Here is a 22181-nt window from a genome sequence, read left to right as displayed (position 1 = left end):
CCAATCGAGGTGATGAAATGAATTTTATAGAGAGTGTAAAGGTAGCCATCAATGCGATTTGGGTGAATAAAATGAGATCCTTGCTGACCATGTTGGGCATCATTATTGGCATTTCATCAGTAATTGCAGTAGTGGCTATTGGTCAAGGAAGTCAGAGTGCTATTGGTAAAGAATTTGAGCAATTTGGTGTGAACCGGGCGTTCATGTCCACCAACTGGCAGGAGACACCTACGGACCGGGATTACTTTACCCATGGAGATGTGGATGCGATTAGGGAGGCCTTCTCAGATCAAATTGCAGCCATTAGCCCCAGTTTGCAGGATAGTGGTAAAATCGTATCGAAAAAGGAGCTTCTAAATGCTTCTTTGAATGGGGTCAATGAGTTGTTCAATAAGATTGAAACCATAGAAATGATGGATGGGAGATTTTTGATGGAAGGAGATATGAAGGCCAAACGAGAGGTTGTTGTCATTGATGAAAAGACAGCCTTGGAGGTTTTTGGCAGAACCAATGTATTGGGAGAGCGTATTTTGGTGCAAATGCCATATCGAAATTTGTCTTTGGTGGTCGTAGGCTTATATAAGACTCCGAAGCTTCCTTTCAGCAATGTGGCAAACTTTGAACAACCAGCCACCCTTTATCTGCCCGTATCTACCTTGGAGAAAATTTTTGGCATTGGTGATCGCGTATATGGCATAGAATTAAATATTGAAAAGGATGCAAATGTGGAAGAAACCTTGAAGGAAATTGTGAGGTTCGTAGAAAGAAGACACGATAATGTAGGGAAAAATAAATATCGAACCTATACTGCTGAAGGGGAAATGGAAATGGTAAATAAGGTTACGGGAATCCTGACGGGTGTTATAGGTGCGATCGCAGCCATATCCCTATTGGTAGGGGGCATTGGCGTTATGAATATCATGTTGGTATCCGTGACAGAACGAACACGGGAAATAGGGATCCGTAAAGCGATTGGGGCAAGACACAAGGATATCCTGATGCAGTTCCTTGTAGAGGCGGTGATCATCTCTGTCATTGGAGGAATTATCGGTACCATGCTGGGTATAGGATTCTCCCTGTTGATTTCTATGTTTATCAAGATTCCGCCAGCGGTATCGATAAGTACGATTATGGTTGCATGGTTATTCTCAGCGGGGGTAGGGATTTTCTTTGGAATTTATCCAGCCAACAAAGCAGCAAAACTAGATCCTATTGAGGCGTTGCGGTATGAGTAGGTACATGTTCGTATCATCAGCTGTTAGATAGCACGAAAAGGAGGGAGCACGATGTCAGAGTCAGAAAATAATGAAGCTATGCTAATTCAAGAGGAAAAACAGGTTGTGGAACTTTCTTGGTGGGAACGGCTAAAATATTTATTACTGGAGCCTTCTAAAACCATGGAATATTTATCGGAACAACCAAAGGTTTTATGGCCTATGTTGGTCCTACTTTTTGGATTTCCATTGTTGATTTTGCCCAGGATAGATATCTTTAGGGACTTTACGCAAGAGGCCATAATGACACAAATGGCTGCCCAGGGAAATGATATAAATAATCTTCCTGCTGGTACGTTAGAAATAGCCTTTCGCTTTGCCGTTGGAACAGCGGTAGTGATGCCATTCATTGCTATGTTTGTAAAGTCTGTGGTTGTACATATCATCTCTCGAATTACAGGAGGAAAAGGAAAGTTTAAGACAGTTCTTTCGGTAGTAGGGTATGGATATCTTATTAACTTTTTGGGAGAAGGGATTCGCACCGTAATCACCATGATCACAAAAAACTATGTTGTTTATACTTCTCCAGCTGTCCTGCTGCCGGATGCTGCTCAGGGTACGGCACTCCATACCCTATTATCTGCTTTGGATGTGTTCAGTATTTGGTATTTAGCCATTGTGACCATAGGTCTATCTTATGTCCATCAAATGAGCCGAAAAAAGGCTGGGGCGATTGTGTTTGGATCTTGGCTTTTGGTTGTGATGTTTAGTGTGGGATCTGCGTTGATGAAATAAAGAGTTAGCATAAAAATCCAGGCAAAGTGCCTGGATTTTTTATGCTTATGGGGACAAATACATTTTGTGAATTCTCACAATGGAATTTTTTATTTTGCTCTTGTATACTCGAGGTAAAGAATATTGGGAGGGAACAACATATGGCGAAAGTAATATTAAAACATATCAAAAAAATCTATCCTGGAAATGTACATGCAGTAAAAGATTTCAATATGGAAATTGAAGACAAAGAATTCATTGTTTTGGTAGGGCCATCGGGCTGTGGCAAAACGACGACCCTTCGAATGGTTGCTGGATTGGAGGAAATATCCGCAGGAGAGTTATATATTGGGGATCGCTTGGTGAACGATACACCTGCAAAAGATCGGGATATTGCTATGGTATTTCAAAACTATGCCCTATATCCTCATATGAGTGTATATGACAACATGGCTTTTGGACTTCAATTAAGGAAGCTGCCAAAGAACGTTATTGATCAAAAAGTGAAAGAAGTAGCAAGAATTTTAGAAATTGAACATTTACTTGATCGTAAGCCAAAAGCATTATCAGGTGGTCAACGACAGCGTGTAGCTTTAGGAAGAGCTATTGTCAGAGAACCTAAGGTATTTTTGATGGATGAACCACTATCCAATTTAGATGCAAAGCTCAGAGTACAGATGCGGACAGAAATTACAAAGCTGCACAAGAAACTTCAATCCACTTTTATTTATGTAACCCATGACCAAGTGGAAGCGATGACGATGGGAACGAGAATTGTTATTATGAAGGATGGTGAAATACAGCAGATTGACACACCACAGAATGTATATGAGAATCCTGAGAATCTATTTGTAGCAGGATTTATTGGCAGCCCACAAATTAATATACTTCATGGGACAGTTGTAAAAAGCCATGATAAAATTGAATTAAGATTGAATGATGATACGTATATACATATTACAGAAGAAATGGGAAAAATTCTTGAACAGCGGGGATATCTAGAACGAAAAGTCTATATTGGGATTAGGCCAGAGCACCTTCATGAGCAAGATAGCCAACGCCTACATCATAATTTCTCAAGTATCTATGGGAAAATTGAAGTAGCCGAACTCATGGGTGCTGAGAAGTATTTCTATATGATCATTAGTGGGAAACAAATCATTGCTCGGGTGGATGCAAAGTCTGCGAAAAAAGCTGGGGATGATATTGAATTAAACTATCATTGGGATAAGGTTCATTTATTCGATTTTGAAACTGAAAAGAGAATTATTTAAAATTGTACGCTAAGGGGTATACTATGGAGTCTATAAAATCGATATTACGGGAATTGATGAGAGGCGTTTTAAATAAAAATATAGAGGACGAGGGAATCTTTGCTCTTGAAGCGAAGAAAAGGAAGCTGCTGCCTGCTTACTTGATGATGATAGATACCTCAGGGAAATATACTGAGGAAGTACTGGAAATAACATCAAACTATATCGATATCCAGCTCCAGTTGATATATGAAGATCATGTGTTGTTACTGTCCAGAGAAGATGCTATAGAGGATCTATGCAAAGATATACGGACAAATATTATGACAGAGCTGCTTATAGATTGCACGATTGCCATTGGAGGCACCCCAGAGCGTAGTGAGGATTTGCATATCCATTACAACCATTGCTTAGAGATCATAGCATTAAAAAGACGATTTAAACTCCCTGCAAGCGTATATCATTATGAAAAAATGGATTTCTACCGTGTTGTGGCGGATATGAATCCAGAGTTAAAAGAGAGTATCTATCAAAAAGTATTTAACAGAAAATTCGAGGAAGTATTGGATCACGAAATGGTTACAACTGTAGAGGAATATTTCAGAAATAACTTAAATTTGACAGATACAGCTGCCAGATTATTTATTCATCGAAATACGTTGCTGTACAGACTAGATAAAATCCATAGGCATAGTGGTTATGATTTGAAAAATTTTTCGGATTGCTGGCTGTTTCAGTTGGCTTGGATCATACGTAAGGAAAAATAATTTCATGGTTAATAGTCCTCTTAATGGGTGTTTCTTTCTGCTTAGATGCTTTTGAATTACAAAAGCATCTATTTTTGTGTGAATTTATCCAAAAAAAAGAGTATTGAAAATATTCCAGAGTAGTGTTAACATATAGTTAAATTGTTAAACAATTAAACGATAAAACAATATCATGCCAAAACGGCGGATTGGATGGTAGAGATGGATATAACACCTGTGAATAATGACAGACTTTCGGACAGAATTGTCAATCAGATTATTAATATGATACGGGAGGGTAACTTGAAGGCAGGGGATAAGTTGCCTAACGAGACTATTTTATCCGAGCAATTTGGAGTAAGCAGGGGAATACTGCGAGAAGCTTTAACCCGCCTGCAGTCCCAGGGATATATACGCAGAAAACCCAAGGATGGCACCTATATTCAGGAGGATATTCAGAGCAAGCTCATGAATGAATCAGTAAATGAGTTACTGAAAAAGGCTACCTACAGTGATTTGTTGGATTTTAGAGAGACGCTGGAAATGAAGATGGTTGAGCGCGTCATTGAACGCGCCAGTGATGAAGAGATTGAAGAGCTGTTTGACGGACTTGGCGTTGCAGATAACGCAGAGATTCAGCATAATATGGATCATTACTTCCATTACAAGCTGGCACAGGCATCTAGAAACATCTTCTTTATGAACTTTATTGATACCTATTACGATTTAATCAGCGAGATTGCCAATAGGAGCCATCGTGATCAGGAGAGACGCAATCAAATTGCAGAAGAACATCTTGCCATTGCAAAGGCGATCGCTAATCGTGATAAAGAGGGAGCAAGGCAGGCAGTACTTCACCATATGAGGATGGTGGATAAGAAAGTTGAGAGTATGAAATAGACATAAGGAGTAAGAGAAATGAAAAAGCATATTAAAATTCTATCACCCTGCGGCATTTTGGGATACGGATTTCCACCAGAGTCCTTCGCAAATGCCATGAAGGATCAACCCGATGCTATTGTAGTGGATGCAGGCTCTACGGATGCAGGGCCCCATAAATTGGGTGCAAATGCAGCAATTGTAAGTCGTCAGGCCTGTAAAAAAGATTTGGAGTATATTATCACAGCAGGCTTCGAACATAACATTCCAGTGATCATAGGCTCAGCGGGCGGAAGCGGCGCCAGGGCCCATGTAGAATGGACCCTCAGCATCATTGATGAGATTATTGCTGAGCGTGAACTTTCTCCCCAGAAACAGGCGGTCATCTGGTCGGATATTCCGAAGGATGTTATTCACGAGCATATGCGGCAGGAAAAGGTTACCCCGTTGGGAGATACAGTACCTGTTCTTACTGAAGCGGCTTTGGCGGAAACCACCGGTGTAGTTGCCCAGATGGGCACTGAACCGATTTTGGAAGCATTGGAATGCGGTGCGCAAATTATTGTCTGTGGCAGAGCCTATGACCCCTCCCCCTTTGCGGCTGTAGGTATATTCCATGGTTTCGATGAGGGGATGGCATACCACATGGGCAAGGTACTGGAATGCGGTGCGCTGTGCTGCGAGCCTGGTACCACAAAGGACTGTATGATGGGCGTCCTCTATGAAGACTGTTTTGAGGTATATTCTACCAATCCTCAGCGTAAATGCACACCTGTAAGTGTTGCAGCTCACACCTTCTATGAGAAGGATCATCCCTATATTCTGCGGGGACCCGGCATCGTGCTGGATTTGGAAAACTGTGAATTTGCTGATGTGGGAAACGGGCGCGTTCGTGTAAGCGGTAGTAAGATGAGCAAAACACCTGTGTATGAAATAAAGCTGGAGGGTGCCCGAAAGGTAGCCTATAGAACCTTTGTTGTCGCAGGTATTCGAGATCCACTCCTCGTGGAAAAGATAGAAGAGGTAGAGGCGTTGGTGAAAAACAGTGTAATTGAGCAGTACCCAGAAATTCCTCGGGACCAATATGAGATCAATTTTTACAACTACGGTAAAAACGGTGTAATGGGTAGTCTGGAGCCTCATAATGTGGCTGGCCATGAGCTGGGCGTATTGTTTGAGGTGATTGCCAAAACCCAAAGTGAGGCGTCGGCATTGTGCAGTTCAGTACGTTCGACATTTATGCATTATGGCTATGAAGGAAGAAAATCTACGGCGGGCAATCTGGCATTTCCTTTTGCACCAAGCGATGTGGAGTTTGGCGCAGTGTATGAATTTTCGGTCTATCATCTGATGGAGACCGTGAATGGAAAAGCGCTGTTCCCCATCGAATACAGAATGAAATAAGGAGATGCAAATATGAACAGACTTGTAGATTTGGCCAAAGTACTAAGAAGCAAAAACAGTGGCCCCTTCGAGATTACATTAGATATATTGTTTGATAATCCTGCAAGCTATAACAGGGTGGCAGAGAGTGGTATCATCAATGTTCAAACGATTTGCCAACTGTATCATTTAGAACCCGCAGACATAAGCAAAATTATTTTTTTTGAAAAAGCTCTTGGTATTAAGGTTACATATAACAGAACGGTTTCATCAGGTACCTTCCGTGATCGGGATGTGTACGGCGCACAGCAGCATGCTCCGCTGATGGATATTTTGATTCCATAAAGGAGGGGTGTTATGAAGCGAGAAGAAAGAAGAAAATCTCCCCAGGAAAAACTGGATCTTCACCAAATATGGAGGCGCTTGTATGCCGATAGGATGCTCTACATAATCCTTCTGCCTACAATACTGTATTTTCTGATATTTCGTCTTTGGCCGATTATTGGAATGCGGTTGGCGTTTTATGATTATAAAGCCCGTGGTCCATGGATATTTGTGGGATTGAAGTATTTCAAGATGATTTTTAAGACCTCAGCCTTTATGGATATTTTGAGCAATACTTTGATCATCAGCTTTATGAAATTTATTCTATTATTTCCATTTTTCGTATTGTTCGCAATTTTGCTGAACGAGCTGAGGGTGATAGGGTTTCGAAAGTATGTGCAGGTAATATCCTATCTACCCCACTTTTTATCATGGGTTGTTATTGCAGGTATTTGGATTGCGGCACTTTCGCCGTCTACGGGTTCGGTGAACCAAATTCTCGGCATTTTCAACCTCCCCTCCATGGACTTTATGACGGACAAAACAAAAATTCGCTGGATTTTAATGTTGTCGGAGGCATGGAGAAGCATTGGGTGGGACTCCATATTCTACTTTACCGCTATTCTTGGTATCTCACCAAGTTTGTATGAGGCGGCAGAGATAGATGGGGCAAACCGCGTCGGCATCATTCGATATATTATCCTGCCTGCCCTTGTAACGCCCATGGTGACAGTATTTATCCTAAACTTAGGCTTTTTCCTCAATGCGGGTTTTGATCAGGTGTTAAACTTTTCTAACGATGCCGTGCTGAGTACGGTAGATATCTTAGATACCTATATCTATCGTATTGGTATTCAAAATGCACAGTATTCACTGTCTACAGCAGTAAGCTTGATCAAAGGCGTTGTGGGTGTATTCCTTGTATTGGCAACCCATATAATTTCTAAAAAGGTTACAGGAAAGGGCGTGTGGTAGTGATGAAACGATACAAAAAATTCACCTTTGGACAGATCATGCTCATGCTTATTTTTGGAGCTGTTACACTCACGATGATTGTTCCTCTGCTCAATATTTTGGCACGTTCCCTTTCCAGTCCGGAAGCATCGGCTGCCATGGGTGGACTTGACATTTTTCCAAAGGATTTCAGCCTTATTAACTATCGTATTGTGTTCAGCCATCCAGCACTTATGTCTGCCCTTGGGAACTCTATCTTTGTTACAGTAGTAGGTACGGCAATCAATATCATACTCACTACCACCGCAGCATATGTGTTGACAAGGCCCAAGTTAATGTTCAAAAAGGTTATCATGGTGTTTCTCATTATTATGATGCTGTTTGAACCCGGTTTGGTGCCAGAGTATCTGGTCGTACAAAAACTTGGGCTGATGGGAAGCAAATGGTCCGTCATACTGATTACAGCAGTGAATGTCTACTATCTCATCATTATGATGCGGTATTTCGAAGAAATTCCAGCCTCGATTTTTGAGGCGGCGGAGATAGATGGGGCAGGGCATATGCGGATACTGTTCTCCATCGTGTTTCCGTTGGCCAAGGCGGGCATAGCAACCATAACCATGTTCTATGCGGTGTTGCGTTGGAACGAGTTTTTTAAAGCAAGCATCTACCTTGTCAAGGCGAAGGATACCTTATTCCAGGTGGTTTTGCGGCAGTTTGTTGTGCTGGGGGATACGGCCTCGATTGTAGGTCAGCAGAATCTCTTTAATTATAACGATTTGGCACGCATAGACTATGCAGCCCTTAAGGGTGCCACCATTATCGTGGCAATTATACCGATTTTATTGCTTTACCCAATCGTTCTTAGATATTATGCAAAGGATGTTATGGGTGGAGGCGTAAAAGAATAGAGGAAAGTAAAATTGAACCAAATAAAAGGAGGACTTTAAATGAAACGGTTAATCAGCTTGACCCTGGTATTATTGATGGTTCTTACCCTGTTTGCAGGCTGCACTCCTAAGCAGGAGACACCTGCAGATGGAACATCTGGAGACGCCGCATCGATAGGTTCAGCAAAGATTGGGATGAAGGATGCTCCTGTGAAGGTTACTTATCTTTGCAAGGATGTTGTTCCCACTGAAGAAAATGTACAAAAGCTGGTAGATGAAATTGAAGCAGGAATGGCTGCTGAAGGCAACTACATAGAGCTTGAAATTTTAGAAGCACCAGCGGGCAAATATGCTGATGTGGTTCCTATAGCTTTTAGAACTGGTCAAATTTCTCCTGACATCATATACTTCCAGGGAGGGGATCTTCCCATCGCACAGGAAGGAATGCTGGAGGATCTCACTCCGTATATCAATGGTTCAACCAATGTAAAAGCGATCATGCAAAGTCATAACACAGAATCAATCAAGAACTATCCATATTTGCTATGGTTGGCGCCAGCTAGGGTGCAAATTCCTGTTATGAGAAGTGACTGGTTCAATTCTCTTGAGACTAGCAAAGCATTGCTTGAAAATCCAACACCTGAAAACTACTATGCAATGTTTAAAGAAATGAAGGAGAAGGGGATCTGTGAATATCCTATAACCACTGATGGGACTATCGCCAAGCTGGACAGTGTGTTCAATCATGCATTCGGTGTAACAAGCACCATCATGAAGGTGGATGGCAAATATGTTTATGCGAAGGCAACAGAATTCGAGAAAAACAAGCTTGCTTTTTATGCAAAACTATATAAAGAAGGTTTACTGGATAAAGAGTATGTCACAAAGCAGTGGGATACCATGGAACAGGCCTTCTATGAGGGGAAAGCAGGCTTCGTTGCTGGCACCGCAGGCGATGTGGTCAATGTATACAACAACAAAATGATTCAAACGAATGGTCAAGGGGCCGAGCTTACGGTTCTTCCGCCAGCTAAGGGATTATCTCAGGCTTATCAATCCATCGATGTCACAAAGGAGTCCAGGGGGTTTGCAATCAATGGAGATTCCAAAGTCAAGGATGCTGCCTGGGCAGTGTTGGAGTACATGGCAGGACCAGAGGGCAGAAAGCTTGACAAGTTAGGTCTAAAGGATATACATTATACCGAAACAGATGGAAAAATTACACTGACTGAAAAATTCCCAGAATGGTGGGCACGCTTCTGGCCGACGATGGAGGGACTTGATACCACTGCGATCACCGGCGATGTGCTGACTGATCCTGGAATTGCATCCCTCGATGCAGCAGCAAAATATTACTATGGTGATGTCAACGTGATTCTTCCCAATGATCTTCTACCTTTAAAGGATGCTATGGATAAGCTGTATACCGAGTATTCTACCGATATCATCAGAGGTGTTCGAAGCATTGACAGCTTTGATGAGTTTGTGACCAAATGGAATGCTGCGGGGGGCGACGAAATTAGCAAATATTTAGCAGAACAATTGAAATAGCTTATAGATAGTACCTCCCCCTGTATACACATACAGGGGGAGGCACTCCTTACATAACAAATAATTGAGCGAGGTGCGATATGATTCCCAATAACTATTTGGAAAAAACCTATGCGGGTTTTCTTGGAATGAATGTAGGTATACGGCTGGGCGCACCTGTTGAGCCTACTGCCTGGACCAGTGAACGCATTGAGCGATTCTATGGCAATATTACGGGATATATAAAGGATTTTAAAAATTTTGCTGCTGATGATGATGTGAATGGCCCTGTATTTTTTCTTCGTGCACTGTATGATGATGCAAAAGATCGAGAACTGACTGCGCAAGATGTGGCAAATGCGTGGTTGAACTACACGAGAGAAGGTGTGGGCATGTTCTGGTGGGGCGGCTACGGTGTGAGTACTGAGCATACCGCCTACTTGAATCTGAAGACAGGCATCCCTGCTCCACAGTCTGGTGCAGCGGCAACCAATGGGATAATCATGGCAGAGCAGATTGGCGGCCAGATTTTTATTGACACTTGGGGTCTTGTATTTCCTGGCAATGTAAAGAAAGCTGCAGAATATGCATCGATCGCCGCCAGTGTCTCGCATGATGGCAATGGTATTTATGGTGCAGCGTTTATTGCTGCATGTATAGCAGCTGCATATAACACCGCAGATGTGGAAGCACTGATTGACGCAGGACTTTCCCAGATTCCAGCAGACTGTACCTATGCAAAGGTAGTAAATGCAGTGCGAGATTTTTATAAGAAGAATCCCGACGATTTTCGTCTTTGTCTCAAGTACTTGCAGGACAATTGGGGGTATGACAAATACACAGGGGTATGCCACATCATTCCAAATGCAGGCGTATGTGCACTTGCTATGCTATACGGAAAAGATTTTAACCGAAGCATAGAGATTGCAACAATGTGTGGCTGGGACACTGACTGCAATGCAGGGAATGTAGGCACGATCATGGGTGTTGCATGGGGCCTTGAGGGTATTGCACCCCATTATCGCAATCCAATCAACGATAGCCTTGTACTTTCTGGTATTTCCGGTTATCTTAATATTTTGGATATACCGACCTATGCCAAAGAACTTGTTCTGCTGGGATATAGGCTGGCAGGCGAATCTGCACCAGAGGACTTAGAAAAAAGCATGAAGCCAGGTGAGGTTCATTTTGATTTTGAACTTCCTGGCTCTACCCACAATCTGCGGCTTTCTAATAACATAGACTGCTCATTGAGACATTCTACAGAGCGAGCATACAGCGGCAGCGGTTCGGCAGAAATACTTTTTGATCGTATGGCCAGGGGTCAGAAGTGTAAAATCTATTATAAGCCGTTTTATCGCCGTGAGGACTTTGACGATGAGCGATATATGCCTGTGTTTTCACCGACAGCTTACCCAGGTCAAACCGTTTCCATGATGGTCTATGTAGATCGCTACAGCGGCGAGAGCATCATTCTAAACCCATATGTGCGCAACACTTCAACTAAGGAGGATGTTTTGCTAGGCGGAATGGTTATCAAAGCTGCTGGATGGAATCCCATAACATTTACGATTCCCCAGCTGGATGGGGCCATGGTGGATGAAATTGGACTGCTGTTTGAGGCGAACTCTCCGGAGAAGAACAGAGACTTTGGCTGCCTATATATTGACGATTTCTCCATAACTGGCAAGGCAAGTTACACAATAGATATTTCAAAACAGAAGAAAGAGTTTGCTTCGATTACTCCATTTTCCCATAACCACGGTGCGTGGGAGATTGAACAGGGTGTGATGGAAGCCATGTGCCTTGAGCATGCCGAGGCCATGACTGGCAATTACTATATGGCAGATGTGAGGGTCACTGGGGAAATTATCCCTCACACAGGGAAAAGTCATTTAATTTCAGCAAGGGTGCAGGGTGTACTGCGGGGCTATTACGGTGGATTCACTGCTGATGGCGTGACGATATATTGTAATAACAATGGCATGAAAAGCTTGGCGACCTACCCCTTTGATTGGGAATACGACAGAAAATATTTGGTGGAATTTACAGTGAAAGGTGATCTGTTGACCTTTTCCGTGGATGGCAAGCAGGTGCTGCAGGTCCATGACAATACCCATGCCTATGGAATGGCAGGCTACGCCATGTACGAGATGGGAAGAAGCAGCTTTGGCAACTTATCAATAGAAGAACTATAATTGGAGGAGGGAAAATATGATTACAACTGCTGATTTAAGAGCCAATAAAGACCTTGCGAGGAGTAAGGCAGTAGGATGCATCAGTGGACTTGCTATTGGTGATTCCTTTGGTGATGCATCCAGAATGCAAAGCAACCGCGAAAACTATGGGATTACTACCGACTTTAACAGCGGCGCCTCCTGGAGTACGGATGACACAGAGTTTGCATTGCTGACAGCAAAGATACTGATAGGCTGTAAGGGCAAGCTGACGACTGATGATGTTGTAAAGGCATGGTTTGAGGATGTTGTGGTTCAGGATGAGTTTAAGCGTGGTGGGGCAAGCGAAATCTCTGCTGCCAACAACCTGCGTCGTGGCATTCGACCACCGGAGTCCGGCAAGTTCAGTACTTTCCATATGAGTGACGGTTCAGCAATGCGCATTGCACCTGTGGGCATTATCTGTGCAGGGGATCCTGAGCGTGCTGCTGCAATGGCAGAGATCGACGCTTCTATCAGCCATTATGCAGATGGTATCTGGGGTGCACAGGCTGTTGCTGCTGCTGTTTCCGTTGCCATGGTAGACGGCACGATGGAGGAAATCATTGATGCTGCTATGAAGGTTATTCCAAAGGATTCATGGCTGTACGCATCAATGAATACAGCCTTTGATATTGTAGAAAAAGCCAATGGTTCTATCATCGATGCATGGATGCCACTTCATGATGCCCTGCGTGCAAGTACATGGGCAACTACCGCAGAGGCCATTCCGTCTGCCTTTGCTTGCTTAAAGATGGCCCACAGTGAATTTAAGAAAGGCGTAATTTTAGCCGGTAACTTTGCACGGGATGCAGACACCATAGGTGCTGTCGCTGGAGCGATATTGGGTGCAAAATACAGCGTAACAGAAATTCCTGCTCACTGGGTAGCGAAAACACGCTTTCCATCTGGCACATGCCTCACTTTCACCAAGGGAATTGACTTGATACAGATTGGTGAGCAGCTTGCTGATTTGATTTAAGACTACAGATAAAGCTTATTGTGAGACGATCAACTTTGTGATCCATAAGGTAAATATCATACAAAGATTGAGGTGGTTTCAATGAAAATATTAAATTTTGGTTCACTGAATGTGGATTATGTATATGAAGTTGAGCATTTTGTATCACCGGGGGAGACGATTTCCTCCAATGATCGCTGCTGCAGCCATAGCTGTATCTAAATTGGGAGCAGCTTGTTCAATACCATCCTTGAAAGAAGTCGAGGATTTCATCACAGCATTAGATAAATAATAAAGGTGAGACACCGTACATAAGAATTTATGAGAATAAAAATACCTTCTGACAGATAAAATCAGAGGGTATTTTTTTCTAATGATGAATAGGATATAATTATATTTATTTTGAGCTACGATTTCTTCATACAAAATGAAAACGCTTACGTAGTTATGAATGAAAGGCTAAAGCGAGGTGGGAATGTTGGAGGATGTAGACCATAAGATCATAGAGGCTGTATTAAAGGGCGATGGAGACAAATTTGGTGAGCTCATTGGGCGATACAAAAATGGTGTGTATTCCGTCTGTATGCGAATGGTGGGGGATGCGGAGGAAGCCAGGGATTTATCTCAGGAGACATTCATCAAAGCCTACAATAGCTTGCAAAGGTATAACCCGGAGTACAAATTTTCTACATGGATCTTTAAAATCGCAACGAACCTCTCTATCGACCATCTTAGAAAGAAAAAACATCAGGCTTTGCCTCTGGATGAAAAACTAAGTATGCCTTATGATACGGCCAGCGCGGAGAATATGTACCTGCATCATTATAATAAGAATGAAATCGAGCGTGTGATACAGGAGTTGCCCTATGATTATAAGGCTTTGGTGATACTATATCATAAGGAAGGATTATCTTACCAAAGTATATGCGATGTGATGAACTTGCCCATGTCAAAGGTGAAAAACAGGCTCCATCGTGCCAGAAGTATATTGAAGGAACGATTAAAGGAAATAAAGGAGGAGGAATCTATATGGACTGCAAAAGAGCTTCAGATCTAATGATGAAATATTTTGATCAAGCGATCAATAACATTGAAAAAGAAGAATTAAGTTTTCATATAAATGCGTGCAGCACATGTAGGTTGGAATTCCAGTGGATGAAGCAAGCTTTGGAAGGTGTCCAGGAACTAGAAAATTTTGAAGCGCCAGAAAACTTTGAGGTGGAAATCCTTGAACAGCTTGACTTGAATCGTTATGGATCAAGGCAGGTTCCAAGCAAGACGAAATTCTGGTTGGCTTTGACGGTGCCCAGTTTATTTGCCTTATTGAGCATCGGACTTTACATTCATTATGGTACGATTGATTGGAAGTCAGGATATACAGGAATTGTTGCGTTTATGAGATTCATCGACCTGGGGAATCGTTTGTATGCTTTACTGGGCCTGACAGGAAAGACCATAGGAAAAACGCTCTTTGTACTTGTAAAGGGATTCAAATATATGTCGACCTTTTTAAACAGCCGAATGGGGATTTATTTGACCATTGTGGCATTTCTATGCAGTATTTTGATGCTCACCCAGTATGTGTTAATAAAGCTTACAGATATCTATGGGCATAGAGGAGGCAGATCCTATGAAAAATAAAGGAATTCGTATCATGATCGTGACAATCATCCTTATGATTTTGATAACAGGCACTGTATTTGGCAGCAGTGTAAGACAGGTATCCGATATGATGGGTATTTTCGAGGATATCCATGTACCTAAGGATACGGTGGTTTATGGCAGTACAGTTGCAATCTTTGGAGATATCCTTATGGAAGGAAAGGTAAATGGAGATGTCGTTGCAATCTTTGGTGATATTAAGGTCGACGGCAGTGTGAGTGGAGATACGGTGGCGATTTTCGGCGACATTCATATTACAGCGCAAGGTAGTGTGGGAGGCAATGCCATCCAAATGCTGGGCGGTAAAATGGTTACAGCGCCAGGGGCTAGAGTGGGCGGCGAAAAAATAAGTGTTGCAAGTTTTAGTATTGGAGGCCTTTCTGGTTTGGGTGCTTTATTGGCACTGATATTTTCTCTAACCTTGGGGAAGGTTATCATTGGATACGTCTTTTCAATCTTAGCAATCCTGTTATTGCCAGATCGCTTTGACCATATGGCTTTGGCAGTGAATTATGATATAGGAAAAAATTTCATCATTGGAATTTTAGTGATTGTAGGCTTCTATGTATTGGCAGCCATTTTGGTGATGGTCGTCATAGGCATTCCTTTCTTATTGCTGCTGATACCATTGATGGGACTTTTATCTTTTACGGGTAATACGGCAGTGAAGCTTGCCATCGGAAAAAAGATTGAAGCAGCATTGAATAAGGATTGGTCACAGATGATGGAGCTGTTCATAGGAACCTTAATCTATGGGGTTATCGAGCTAACCCTTATAGGGAAGTCCTTGATATTTGTAGGAAAAGCTATTGGTATTGGTGCAGTCATTGATAGCAAATTTGGAAAACCAATCCTCTCCTTAGAACCACCTAGGATGAGTGACAATTAGAAAGGGAGGCTGAATGTATGAAGGGAAGGATATACCTACTCATTTTGGTGCTTTTGATAAGTTCGTTGCCGATCGTGGCCTTTGCCGACAATGATCAGACAACTAATATTGTGATAAAGCAGGATGAGAGCTTACCCAAAGACTTCTTTGGTGCTGGAGATAGTATAAGAAATCATGGAACGGTTCAGGGTGATGTATTTGCAGCCAGTGGAGAGTTTGAAAACACGGGTACTGTGAAGGGTGACATTCTTGCAGTCGGTAGGAGCAGCGTCATCGATGGAATGGTAGAAGGTGACGTAAGGGTAGCATCAGGTACCGTGGTCATCGAGGGAGAGGTCGAAAAAAATGTAACAGCTTTTGCAGGAGATTTTTCCATGGCAGAGGGTGCTGCAGTAGATGGAAGCATCAATGTTTTTGCAGGGAATATCATTATTGATGGCATTGTTGGTGGAGATTTAAGAAGTGGCGCAGGAACGGCTCAAATCAATGGTGTTGTTAAAGGAGATGTTTGGCTAGAGACAGATCAAATCAATTTTGGCCCCAATGGGAAGATAGAAGGAAATCTTGTCTATAGCAGTGAAAGAGAACTGCAGATTCCTGAAGGTGTTGTGGCAGGAAAGGTTGAATATAAAAAATCTCAGATTCGTATAAATGACGAGGCAAAGAAAAAGGCTGAGGAAGGTATTAAGGTGATGCATATCGTCTGGAAGGCTGCTGGTATAGCTGCCTATCTGATTATTGCCACGATTCTTACCCTGCTCTTTAGCAGATTTATGCTGGGAACAGCTGATACCATCCAAAGGAAGCCATGGCATGCCATAGGAATTGGCCTAGTGGCATTGATCGTGACTCCAGTGGCAGCCATTCTTTTCATGATTACGGTGATCGGCATTCCTTTGGGTGTGATATCCTTTGTTCTATATGGTCTAGCCATCTATTTGGCCCAATTGCCTGGCGCACTCTGGCTTGGAAGGCTGATTTTGAAAGGGGAAGAAAAGCCGCTGCTTCCTATCTTGCTTGGTGTATTTATTTTAAGGCTGGTATCCTTCATTCCTTATCTAGGTGGATTTGTCTCTTTCTTGGCGGTGTCTTTTGGGATGGGTGCATATTTGATAAATATTGTGGATGCTATTCAGAATAGTAAAGGTCTCAAAGTGATAGAAGAGTAGGCTGTATGAAAACGGGTGATGGAATATCACCCGTTTTTGCATATAGTGTTGTTTTATCATGATATTAAATGTTAAAATTGGATGTTAAATCATTTAAGACAGAATTGTAGAAAAATACGACGCAACGATAACGGTTGGACAGGGTCGTCCAACCCTACAAAACCTCAGAGAATCATGTTTTCTGTAGGGAACGATGCGCCGATCCCTACGGTTGTGACGCATCTTTTATTAATTATGCAAGAGAATTAGGGTTCTAAGTCATAGATTTGTATATATCTAGTTCGTTTACAAATAATAAATGATGGGAAGATGATTTCAATTCAATGAACTAAAGAGGTGACATAAGATGGCAAGTAAAGAACAACTCCATGCAGTAGCCTCCCTATGTAGTGAGTATCGCCCAATCGGCGGAAGTGGACTTACCTCCTCGACCCAGTGCCCCATCAGCTGTGAAAATTGTGGACACTTCACGAAGGAGCATAAATGTGATATCGATTTAGTAGATGAGATTCTTGTGAACATGGATCAGACGTAAACACGATGATCAAAAAAATAAGCAACTTCTGTTGCTTATTTTTTTTCGCTATCATCATTGATTTCTTCTGCGTTTTCACTGATGATTGAATTCACATAGGTTGTTTCATTTACAGCGGATAACATGCCATCAGGCATGACATTCACCTCACCAAGGCGATGTAGTAAGGATTCGTTTTCCCCTGATACATCGTTATCTAAGGCATCAGGATTTTTTGCTTCATTTTGATTTGCTTCCTTTTCTTCCGTCTGAAATTGGGGATGATTATCTTTTTCCATGGACATCAGCTCCTCATATTGAATTCCTTGTCCATATTAGTATCTCTTAAAAAAGAAGAAGTATAATAGAAAAAAAGAAAGGGACAATAGCAAATTTTTTTTTATTGCATATATAGTAATGATAGGTTTTTTCTAGATGGATAGGGAAAGGAGCTGCAAATATGGGAGAGGAAGTTGCAAGGCAAGCGATCAGCTTGTTCAACATGGATTATCTATCTTCAGTAACTACCATGGTATTGGCAGTAAATCTAATTACACAAGTGATCAAAGAAATCTTTTTAGACGAAAAAACAAAGGAAATGATCCCTAAACTGATTTCCTTCATGGCATCTTTTATAGTAATCGGTGTGCATCACTATACCCTATGGACACAAAACCCAGCTGTTTTCAATCAATCTCTGATAGAGTTTGTATTCCTCGTCTTTTTAAATACCATATTGATTGCCGGGTTATCCATGGGAAATTACAAAGTACTGAACCTCACCAAGGAAAAGGAAATAAAAAGACTACAGACGCAAGCCGTGACAGAGGAAAAAGAGCCGAAGGCAGTGGAACCAATCCAGATGGAGGAGAGGGGAGAATTGCATTAGGAAATATAAATGGTTTTGCTATTTACAAATGATTTGGATATAATAAAAAGGACATACAAAAGATAAGTGCAGGTGAGTCGTATGAGGGACAATAGAAGAGGGAAAAACGGAGAATACTTATTGACTTTGGCCATAGAGACAAGCTGTGATGAGACCTCTGCTGCTGTGTTAAAGAATGGGCGAGAAGTTCTATCCAATGTGATATCCACTCAAATAGAGCAGCATAAAAAATTTGGTGGTGTCGTGCCGGAGGTGGCCTCTAGAAAGCATGTGGAAAATGTGGATATGGTCATTCAGGATGCCCTGGACGAAGCAGGTGTCAGCCTCAGACAAATTGATCATATTGGGGTTACTTATGGCCCAGGTCTGGTAGGGGCGTTGTTGGTAGGCGTGTCAACAGCAAAGGCCATGGCATATGCTTTAAATATACCTTTGATTGGGGTCAACCATATCGAGGGGCATATCTATGCCAACTTTATTGAAGATCCAACATTGGAGCCTCCTTTTTTGTGTTTGATCGTTTCAGGAGGGCATTCCCATTTGGCTTATATAAAGGACTATGGTCGATATGAAATCATGGGTAAAACCAGGGATGATGCGGTGGGTGAGGCCTTTGACAAAGTAGCAAGGGCCATGGAACTAGGATACCCTGGTGGACCTATTATTGATCAGCTGGCAAAGCAAGGGGATCCCAACGCCATCCATTTTCCCCGCGTATACTTAGAAAATGACAGCTACGATTTCAGCTTCAGTGGCTTAAAGTCAGCGGTGCTAAACTATCTGAATTCCCAACGGCAAAAGGGTGAAGGGATCAAAGTAGAGGACGTGGCTGCAAGTTTTCAGCAGGCTGTGATGGAGGTGCTCATCCACAAGACCCTAGAGGGAGCGAAACAAAAGAATGTGGATAAAATTGTATTAGCGGGCGGTGTAGCCGCCAACAGTGCGCTCAGAGAAGGATTAAAGAAGAAAGCAGCAGCCTTAGGATTTGATGTAAAATATCCTTCCTTGCAGCTGTGTACAGACAATGCTGCCATGATCGGATGTGCTGCATACTATAATTATTTGAAGGGCAATACGGCAGATTTGTATTTGAATGCTGTACCCAATCTAAAGCTTGGGCAGTTATATGAAAAACATAGGTAATATGTAATATATTGAAGGGAACGACAGTTTTTGGCGTTCCCTATGCAATATCAGAAATCCATAGTATTTATAGAATTTTAACCAAATATTAACTTTGTTGCGATAAAGTTTACAAGAAATTATTGTTTCTACCAAAATGTGAATACTTGTGTGGATGAAATTGTGGATAATGTGGACAAATAAAAAAACATAGGGGAAAAACAACTTTCCTATGTGGATAAATATGTGGATTCTGTGGAAAAAGTGTGGATAAAAGTATGCAGAAATCCACTTATGATATATATGCCCTAAATATGAAAAATATAACATGTATTTTCATGTATTTTAAGGTAAAAAAATGTAGTTTGGTTAACCAAACTACATTTTTTCTTCAACATATTTTACGATATCACCAATGTTTTTGAATCCTTCAGCATCTTCATCTGGAATCTCTACATCGAATTCATCTTCAATTGCCATGATGATCTCTACTGCATCCAAAGAATCTGCTTCTAAATCCTTCATTAAAGAAGTTGACATTGCGATCTCTGCATCATCATCCAATCCTAATTGCTCAATAATAATGTTCTTTATTTTTTCAAATACCATTTTGTATATACCTCCCTTTAAAATTTGTATATATCACCACCGCGGTGGGGTTTAACGTGTTTATTTTACCATATATGTATGAAAAATACTATAGAAAGATTCGTAAAACCAAGGAGAAATAAACTTGTCATTCTTTACATTAAGTTTAACATATAACCTGGCAACTATACATCCATTTTTCATCTTTTTCTTTCGACGCTTCTTAGGATTTCTTATCCTACATACCGAGAAATGTTGACAAAATGCGGTTGCATGATGGACGAATTCGTATCTCTCCACAATAGGATTTAAAAAAGTAGTTACAAACATACGATGAAAATAATACCATGAATATAGGATAAAAGGACCGTATGAAAACATATCCCAATAGTTACATCCTCTAGAAATGAAAGAGGTGATCCTATGCTAAAAAATATAACTACGGGAGAAATGCTGGTTCATAAGCTAGAGCATGCTGATACACCAGCGAAAGCAGTCCAAGGTTTGCTAGGAAGAAGTAGGATCGAAGACAACTATGCTATGATTATATATCATTGTCAATCGATTCATACCTGGTATATGAAATTTTCCATAGATGTTATTTTTTTAGATCCCTACAAGCGGGTGCTTTGCATTGTGAAAAACATGGCACCATGGCGATATATTGGCTATATTAAAGGCAGTGAATATGCCATTGAATCGAAGGTCAACAGTTTCTCCAGCCGTATTGCCATAGGGGATCAATTGGCGTGGTAAGCTTCTATAGCTATTTGAATTTTTCAGTAACGTAGTGATGAATTTCTTCTGCCACATCTCTAGCCATTCGAACAGCCTCCACCACGTTTTTAGCGCCTGTTACTACATCGCCAGAAGCATAGACTCCTTCTCGCGTGGTCATACCGTGGGTGTCTGTAACCAATAATCCTCGGTCGTTGATATCGATGCCCTCCGTGGTAGAAACGATGTTGTTCTGAGGACCTTGACTCGCTGCGATCAACACACTATCGGCAGAAATAATGAATTCTGAGTCTGGTATGATTTGAAGCTTCTCGTCGAGGATTGTTGTCTTTACACATTTTATGCCTCCATCAAGAATCTCTATAGGAGAAGTGAAGAACTGGAATTTTACACCATCAATTTTTGCCATGTCGATTTCTATATCTCGAGCGGGCATACTTTCCCGATCTCGACGATAAAGGATCATGACTTCCTTGGCACCATTGCGGATGACAGTTCTTGCTACATCCATGGCTGAATTACCGCCTCCGATGACGCATACCTTGTTGCCCAATGTATAGGCTTCTGGACTGCGTAGATAGTCAATGGCATAATGGACGTGGCCCAAGCTTTCCCCTTTGATGCGAAGAACATTGGGTCGCCAAACACCAGTACCAATAAAGACAGCATCATAGCCATCTTCAAAAAGGGTGTCGATGGTAATGACAGGACCGATTAAGGTATTGGGTCTAATTTTGACACCCATAGATAGAAGTTTTTGCCCGATTTTGTCTAAGATGGTTTTTGTCAATCGGAACTCAGGAATACCGTAGCGGAGGAAACCTCCTACCCGATCTTGGGCTTCAAAGAGGGTTATTTTATGGCCTTTGCCTGCCAAATAGAAGGCAGCAGTCAAGCCTGCTGGGCCTGAGCCGATGACGGCAATGCGGCTATGCAACGAAGTTGCTGGATCCTCGGAAACCCGTGTTAAAAAATATTCGGAGATATAATTTTCAATATTGCTAATCCTTACGGGTTCTCCTTTTCTGCCCAAGATACAATGACCTTCGCATTGGTGTTCATGGGGACACACAAGGGAGCATATGATGGAAAGAGGATTGTTCTCAAAAACTCTCTTGCCAGCCTCGTCAATGGAGCCATTTAAAAAATCTGAAATAAATCCAGGAATATCTGTGGCGATGGGACAGCCTTTTCGGCATTGTGGGTTTTTACATTGTAAACAGCGTTGGGCTTCTTTGATAAGGTCTTTGGACATAGTGGGCCTCCTAAATTAATATATTATGAGTAATTCTAATATATTTTAGGGACTTTTACAATAAATATTCTAATCATTGCATAATTACTTATAAGAAGACATTGTTAAGATTATATGTTTATATTTTATAGTATTACAATGCAGAACGTAATGAGTGTAGGGGTGGACGCCCCTGTCCACCCGCCAATGTTTTTGATGACATCAACGGACGGACAGAGTCGTCCGTCCCTA

General features: G+C 41.8%; 24 protein-coding genes. 21 read left to right on the top strand and 3 right to left on the bottom strand.

Annotated elements, in window-relative coordinates:
- Nucleotides 1-17: 17 nt before the first annotated feature.
- The 18 genes from HNQ80_RS18155 (at nt 18) to HNQ80_RS18070 (ending at nt 17379) form a co-directional block, all read left to right on the top strand.
- The gene (locus HNQ80_RS18155; protein WP_184312097.1) at nt 18-1235 is read left to right on the top strand and encodes an ABC transporter permease; all 1218 of its coding nucleotides are present in this window, start codon (nt 18-20) and stop codon (nt 1233-1235) included.
- A gap of 51 nt (nt 1236-1286) precedes the next feature.
- A complete protein-coding gene (locus HNQ80_RS18150) occupies nt 1287-2009 on the top strand; it encodes a Yip1 family protein (RefSeq protein WP_184312096.1) in 723 nt (240 codons plus the stop codon).
- A 140-nt stretch (nt 2010-2149) separates the two neighbouring features.
- Nucleotides 2150-3262, top strand: a complete 1113-nt coding sequence (locus HNQ80_RS18145; protein ID WP_184312095.1) for an ABC transporter ATP-binding protein — start codon at nt 2150-2152, stop codon at nt 3260-3262.
- Nucleotides 3263-3285: 23 nt separating this feature from the next.
- Nucleotides 3286-4008: a PucR family transcriptional regulator gene (locus HNQ80_RS18140; protein ID WP_184312094.1), complete on the top strand. Its 723-nt coding sequence runs from the start codon at nt 3286-3288 to the stop codon at nt 4006-4008.
- A 192-nt stretch (nt 4009-4200) separates the two neighbouring features.
- Entirely contained in the window at nt 4201-4887 is a 687-nt protein-coding gene (locus tag HNQ80_RS18135; protein WP_207727080.1) for a FadR/GntR family transcriptional regulator, read from the top strand.
- 18 nt (nt 4888-4905) lie between these two features.
- Nucleotides 4906-6270 (top strand): acyclic terpene utilization AtuA family protein, encoded by a 1365-nt coding sequence (locus tag HNQ80_RS18130; RefSeq protein ID WP_184312092.1) that lies wholly within the window; start codon nt 4906-4908, stop codon nt 6268-6270.
- A gap of 12 nt (nt 6271-6282) precedes the next feature.
- Complete coding sequence (locus HNQ80_RS18125) at nt 6283-6594, top strand: DUF4387 domain-containing protein (RefSeq protein WP_184312091.1); 312 nt, start codon at nt 6283-6285, stop codon at nt 6592-6594.
- A gap of 12 nt (nt 6595-6606) precedes the next feature.
- Nucleotides 6607-7548, top strand: coding sequence for an ABC transporter permease (locus HNQ80_RS18120; RefSeq protein ID WP_184312090.1), 942 nt, complete (start codon nt 6607-6609; stop codon nt 7546-7548).
- Between the two features lie 2 nt (nt 7549-7550).
- A complete protein-coding gene (locus HNQ80_RS18115; RefSeq protein ID WP_184312089.1) occupies nt 7551-8438 on the top strand; it encodes a carbohydrate ABC transporter permease in 888 nt (295 codons plus the stop codon).
- A gap of 39 nt (nt 8439-8477) precedes the next feature.
- Nucleotides 8478-9968 (top strand): extracellular solute-binding protein, encoded by a 1491-nt coding sequence (locus HNQ80_RS18110; protein ID WP_184312088.1) that lies wholly within the window; start codon nt 8478-8480, stop codon nt 9966-9968.
- Between the two features lie 80 nt (nt 9969-10048).
- Nucleotides 10049-12145 (top strand): ADP-ribosylglycohydrolase family protein, encoded by a 2097-nt coding sequence (locus tag HNQ80_RS18105; RefSeq protein WP_184312087.1) that lies wholly within the window; start codon nt 10049-10051, stop codon nt 12143-12145.
- 16 nt (nt 12146-12161) lie between these two features.
- Nucleotides 12162-13145 carry an ADP-ribosylglycohydrolase family protein gene (locus HNQ80_RS18100; protein ID WP_184312086.1) on the top strand — a complete coding sequence of 328 codons (984 nt, stop codon included), beginning with the start codon at nt 12162-12164 and terminating at the stop codon, nt 13143-13145.
- Between the two features lie 124 nt (nt 13146-13269).
- Nucleotides 13270-13416 (top strand): hypothetical protein, encoded by a 147-nt coding sequence (locus tag HNQ80_RS26525; RefSeq protein WP_184312085.1) that lies wholly within the window; start codon nt 13270-13272, stop codon nt 13414-13416.
- 186 nt (nt 13417-13602) lie between these two features.
- Nucleotides 13603-14181 (top strand): RNA polymerase sigma factor, encoded by a 579-nt coding sequence (locus tag HNQ80_RS18090; RefSeq protein WP_184312084.1) that lies wholly within the window; start codon nt 13603-13605, stop codon nt 14179-14181.
- The gene (locus HNQ80_RS18085) at nt 14154-14765 is read left to right on the top strand and encodes an anti-sigma factor family protein (protein ID WP_184312083.1); all 612 of its coding nucleotides are present in this window, start codon (nt 14154-14156) and stop codon (nt 14763-14765) included. The genes HNQ80_RS18090 and HNQ80_RS18085 overlap by 28 nt, the downstream gene beginning before the upstream one ends.
- Nucleotides 14755-15675 (top strand): hypothetical protein, encoded by a 921-nt coding sequence (locus HNQ80_RS18080; protein WP_184312082.1) that lies wholly within the window; start codon nt 14755-14757, stop codon nt 15673-15675. Before HNQ80_RS18085 ends, HNQ80_RS18080 begins: the two co-directional genes overlap by 11 nt.
- Before the next feature lie 17 nt (nt 15676-15692).
- Entirely contained in the window at nt 15693-16844 is a 1152-nt protein-coding gene (locus tag HNQ80_RS18075; protein WP_184312081.1) for a bactofilin family protein, read from the top strand.
- A gap of 346 nt (nt 16845-17190) precedes the next feature.
- Nucleotides 17191-17379, top strand: coding sequence for a hypothetical protein (locus HNQ80_RS18070; RefSeq protein ID WP_184312080.1), 189 nt, complete (start codon nt 17191-17193; stop codon nt 17377-17379).
- A 35-nt stretch (nt 17380-17414) separates the two neighbouring features.
- Here HNQ80_RS18070 and HNQ80_RS18065 read toward each other — a convergent pair whose 3' ends face one another.
- On the bottom strand, nt 17415-17657 hold the full coding sequence (locus HNQ80_RS18065; RefSeq protein WP_184312079.1) for a hypothetical protein: 243 nt from the start codon (nt 17655-17657) through the stop codon (nt 17415-17417).
- Nucleotides 17658-17818: 161 nt separating this feature from the next.
- On the opposite strand from HNQ80_RS18065, the gene HNQ80_RS18060 reads away from it, so the two are divergent.
- Both HNQ80_RS18060 and tsaD read left to right on the top strand, forming a co-directional pair.
- Nucleotides 17819-18247: a hypothetical protein gene (locus HNQ80_RS18060; RefSeq protein ID WP_184312078.1), complete on the top strand. Its 429-nt coding sequence runs from the start codon at nt 17819-17821 to the stop codon at nt 18245-18247.
- An 81-nt stretch (nt 18248-18328) separates the two neighbouring features.
- Nucleotides 18329-19390: a tRNA (adenosine(37)-N6)-threonylcarbamoyltransferase complex transferase subunit TsaD gene (gene tsaD, locus HNQ80_RS18055; protein WP_184312077.1), complete on the top strand. Its 1062-nt coding sequence runs from the start codon at nt 18329-18331 to the stop codon at nt 19388-19390.
- 357 nt (nt 19391-19747) lie between these two features.
- Here the strand turns inward: tsaD and acpP are convergent, their stop codons facing one another.
- Nucleotides 19748-19978, bottom strand: a complete 231-nt coding sequence (gene acpP, locus HNQ80_RS18050) for an acyl carrier protein (RefSeq protein ID WP_184312076.1) — start codon at nt 19976-19978, stop codon at nt 19748-19750.
- 402 nt (nt 19979-20380) lie between these two features.
- On the opposite strand from acpP, the gene HNQ80_RS18045 reads away from it, so the two are divergent.
- Nucleotides 20381-20713, top strand: coding sequence for a DUF192 domain-containing protein (locus HNQ80_RS18045; RefSeq protein WP_184312075.1), 333 nt, complete (start codon nt 20381-20383; stop codon nt 20711-20713).
- A 10-nt stretch (nt 20714-20723) separates the two neighbouring features.
- On the opposite strand, the gene HNQ80_RS18040 is transcribed toward HNQ80_RS18045, so the two are convergent.
- The gene (locus HNQ80_RS18040; RefSeq protein WP_184312074.1) at nt 20724-21950 is read right to left on the bottom strand and encodes an NAD(P)-dependent oxidoreductase; all 1227 of its coding nucleotides are present in this window, start codon (nt 21948-21950) and stop codon (nt 20724-20726) included.
- Nucleotides 21951-22181 lie beyond the last annotated feature (231 nt).

It is taken from the genome of Anaerosolibacter carboniphilus (assembly GCF_014205875.1).
Classification (GTDB): Bacteria; Bacillota; Clostridia; order Peptostreptococcales; family Thermotaleaceae; genus Anaerosolibacter; species Anaerosolibacter carboniphilus.
The sequence above is the reverse complement of the archived record's forward strand: the minus strand, read 5'-3'. Positions and strand labels throughout refer to the sequence as shown.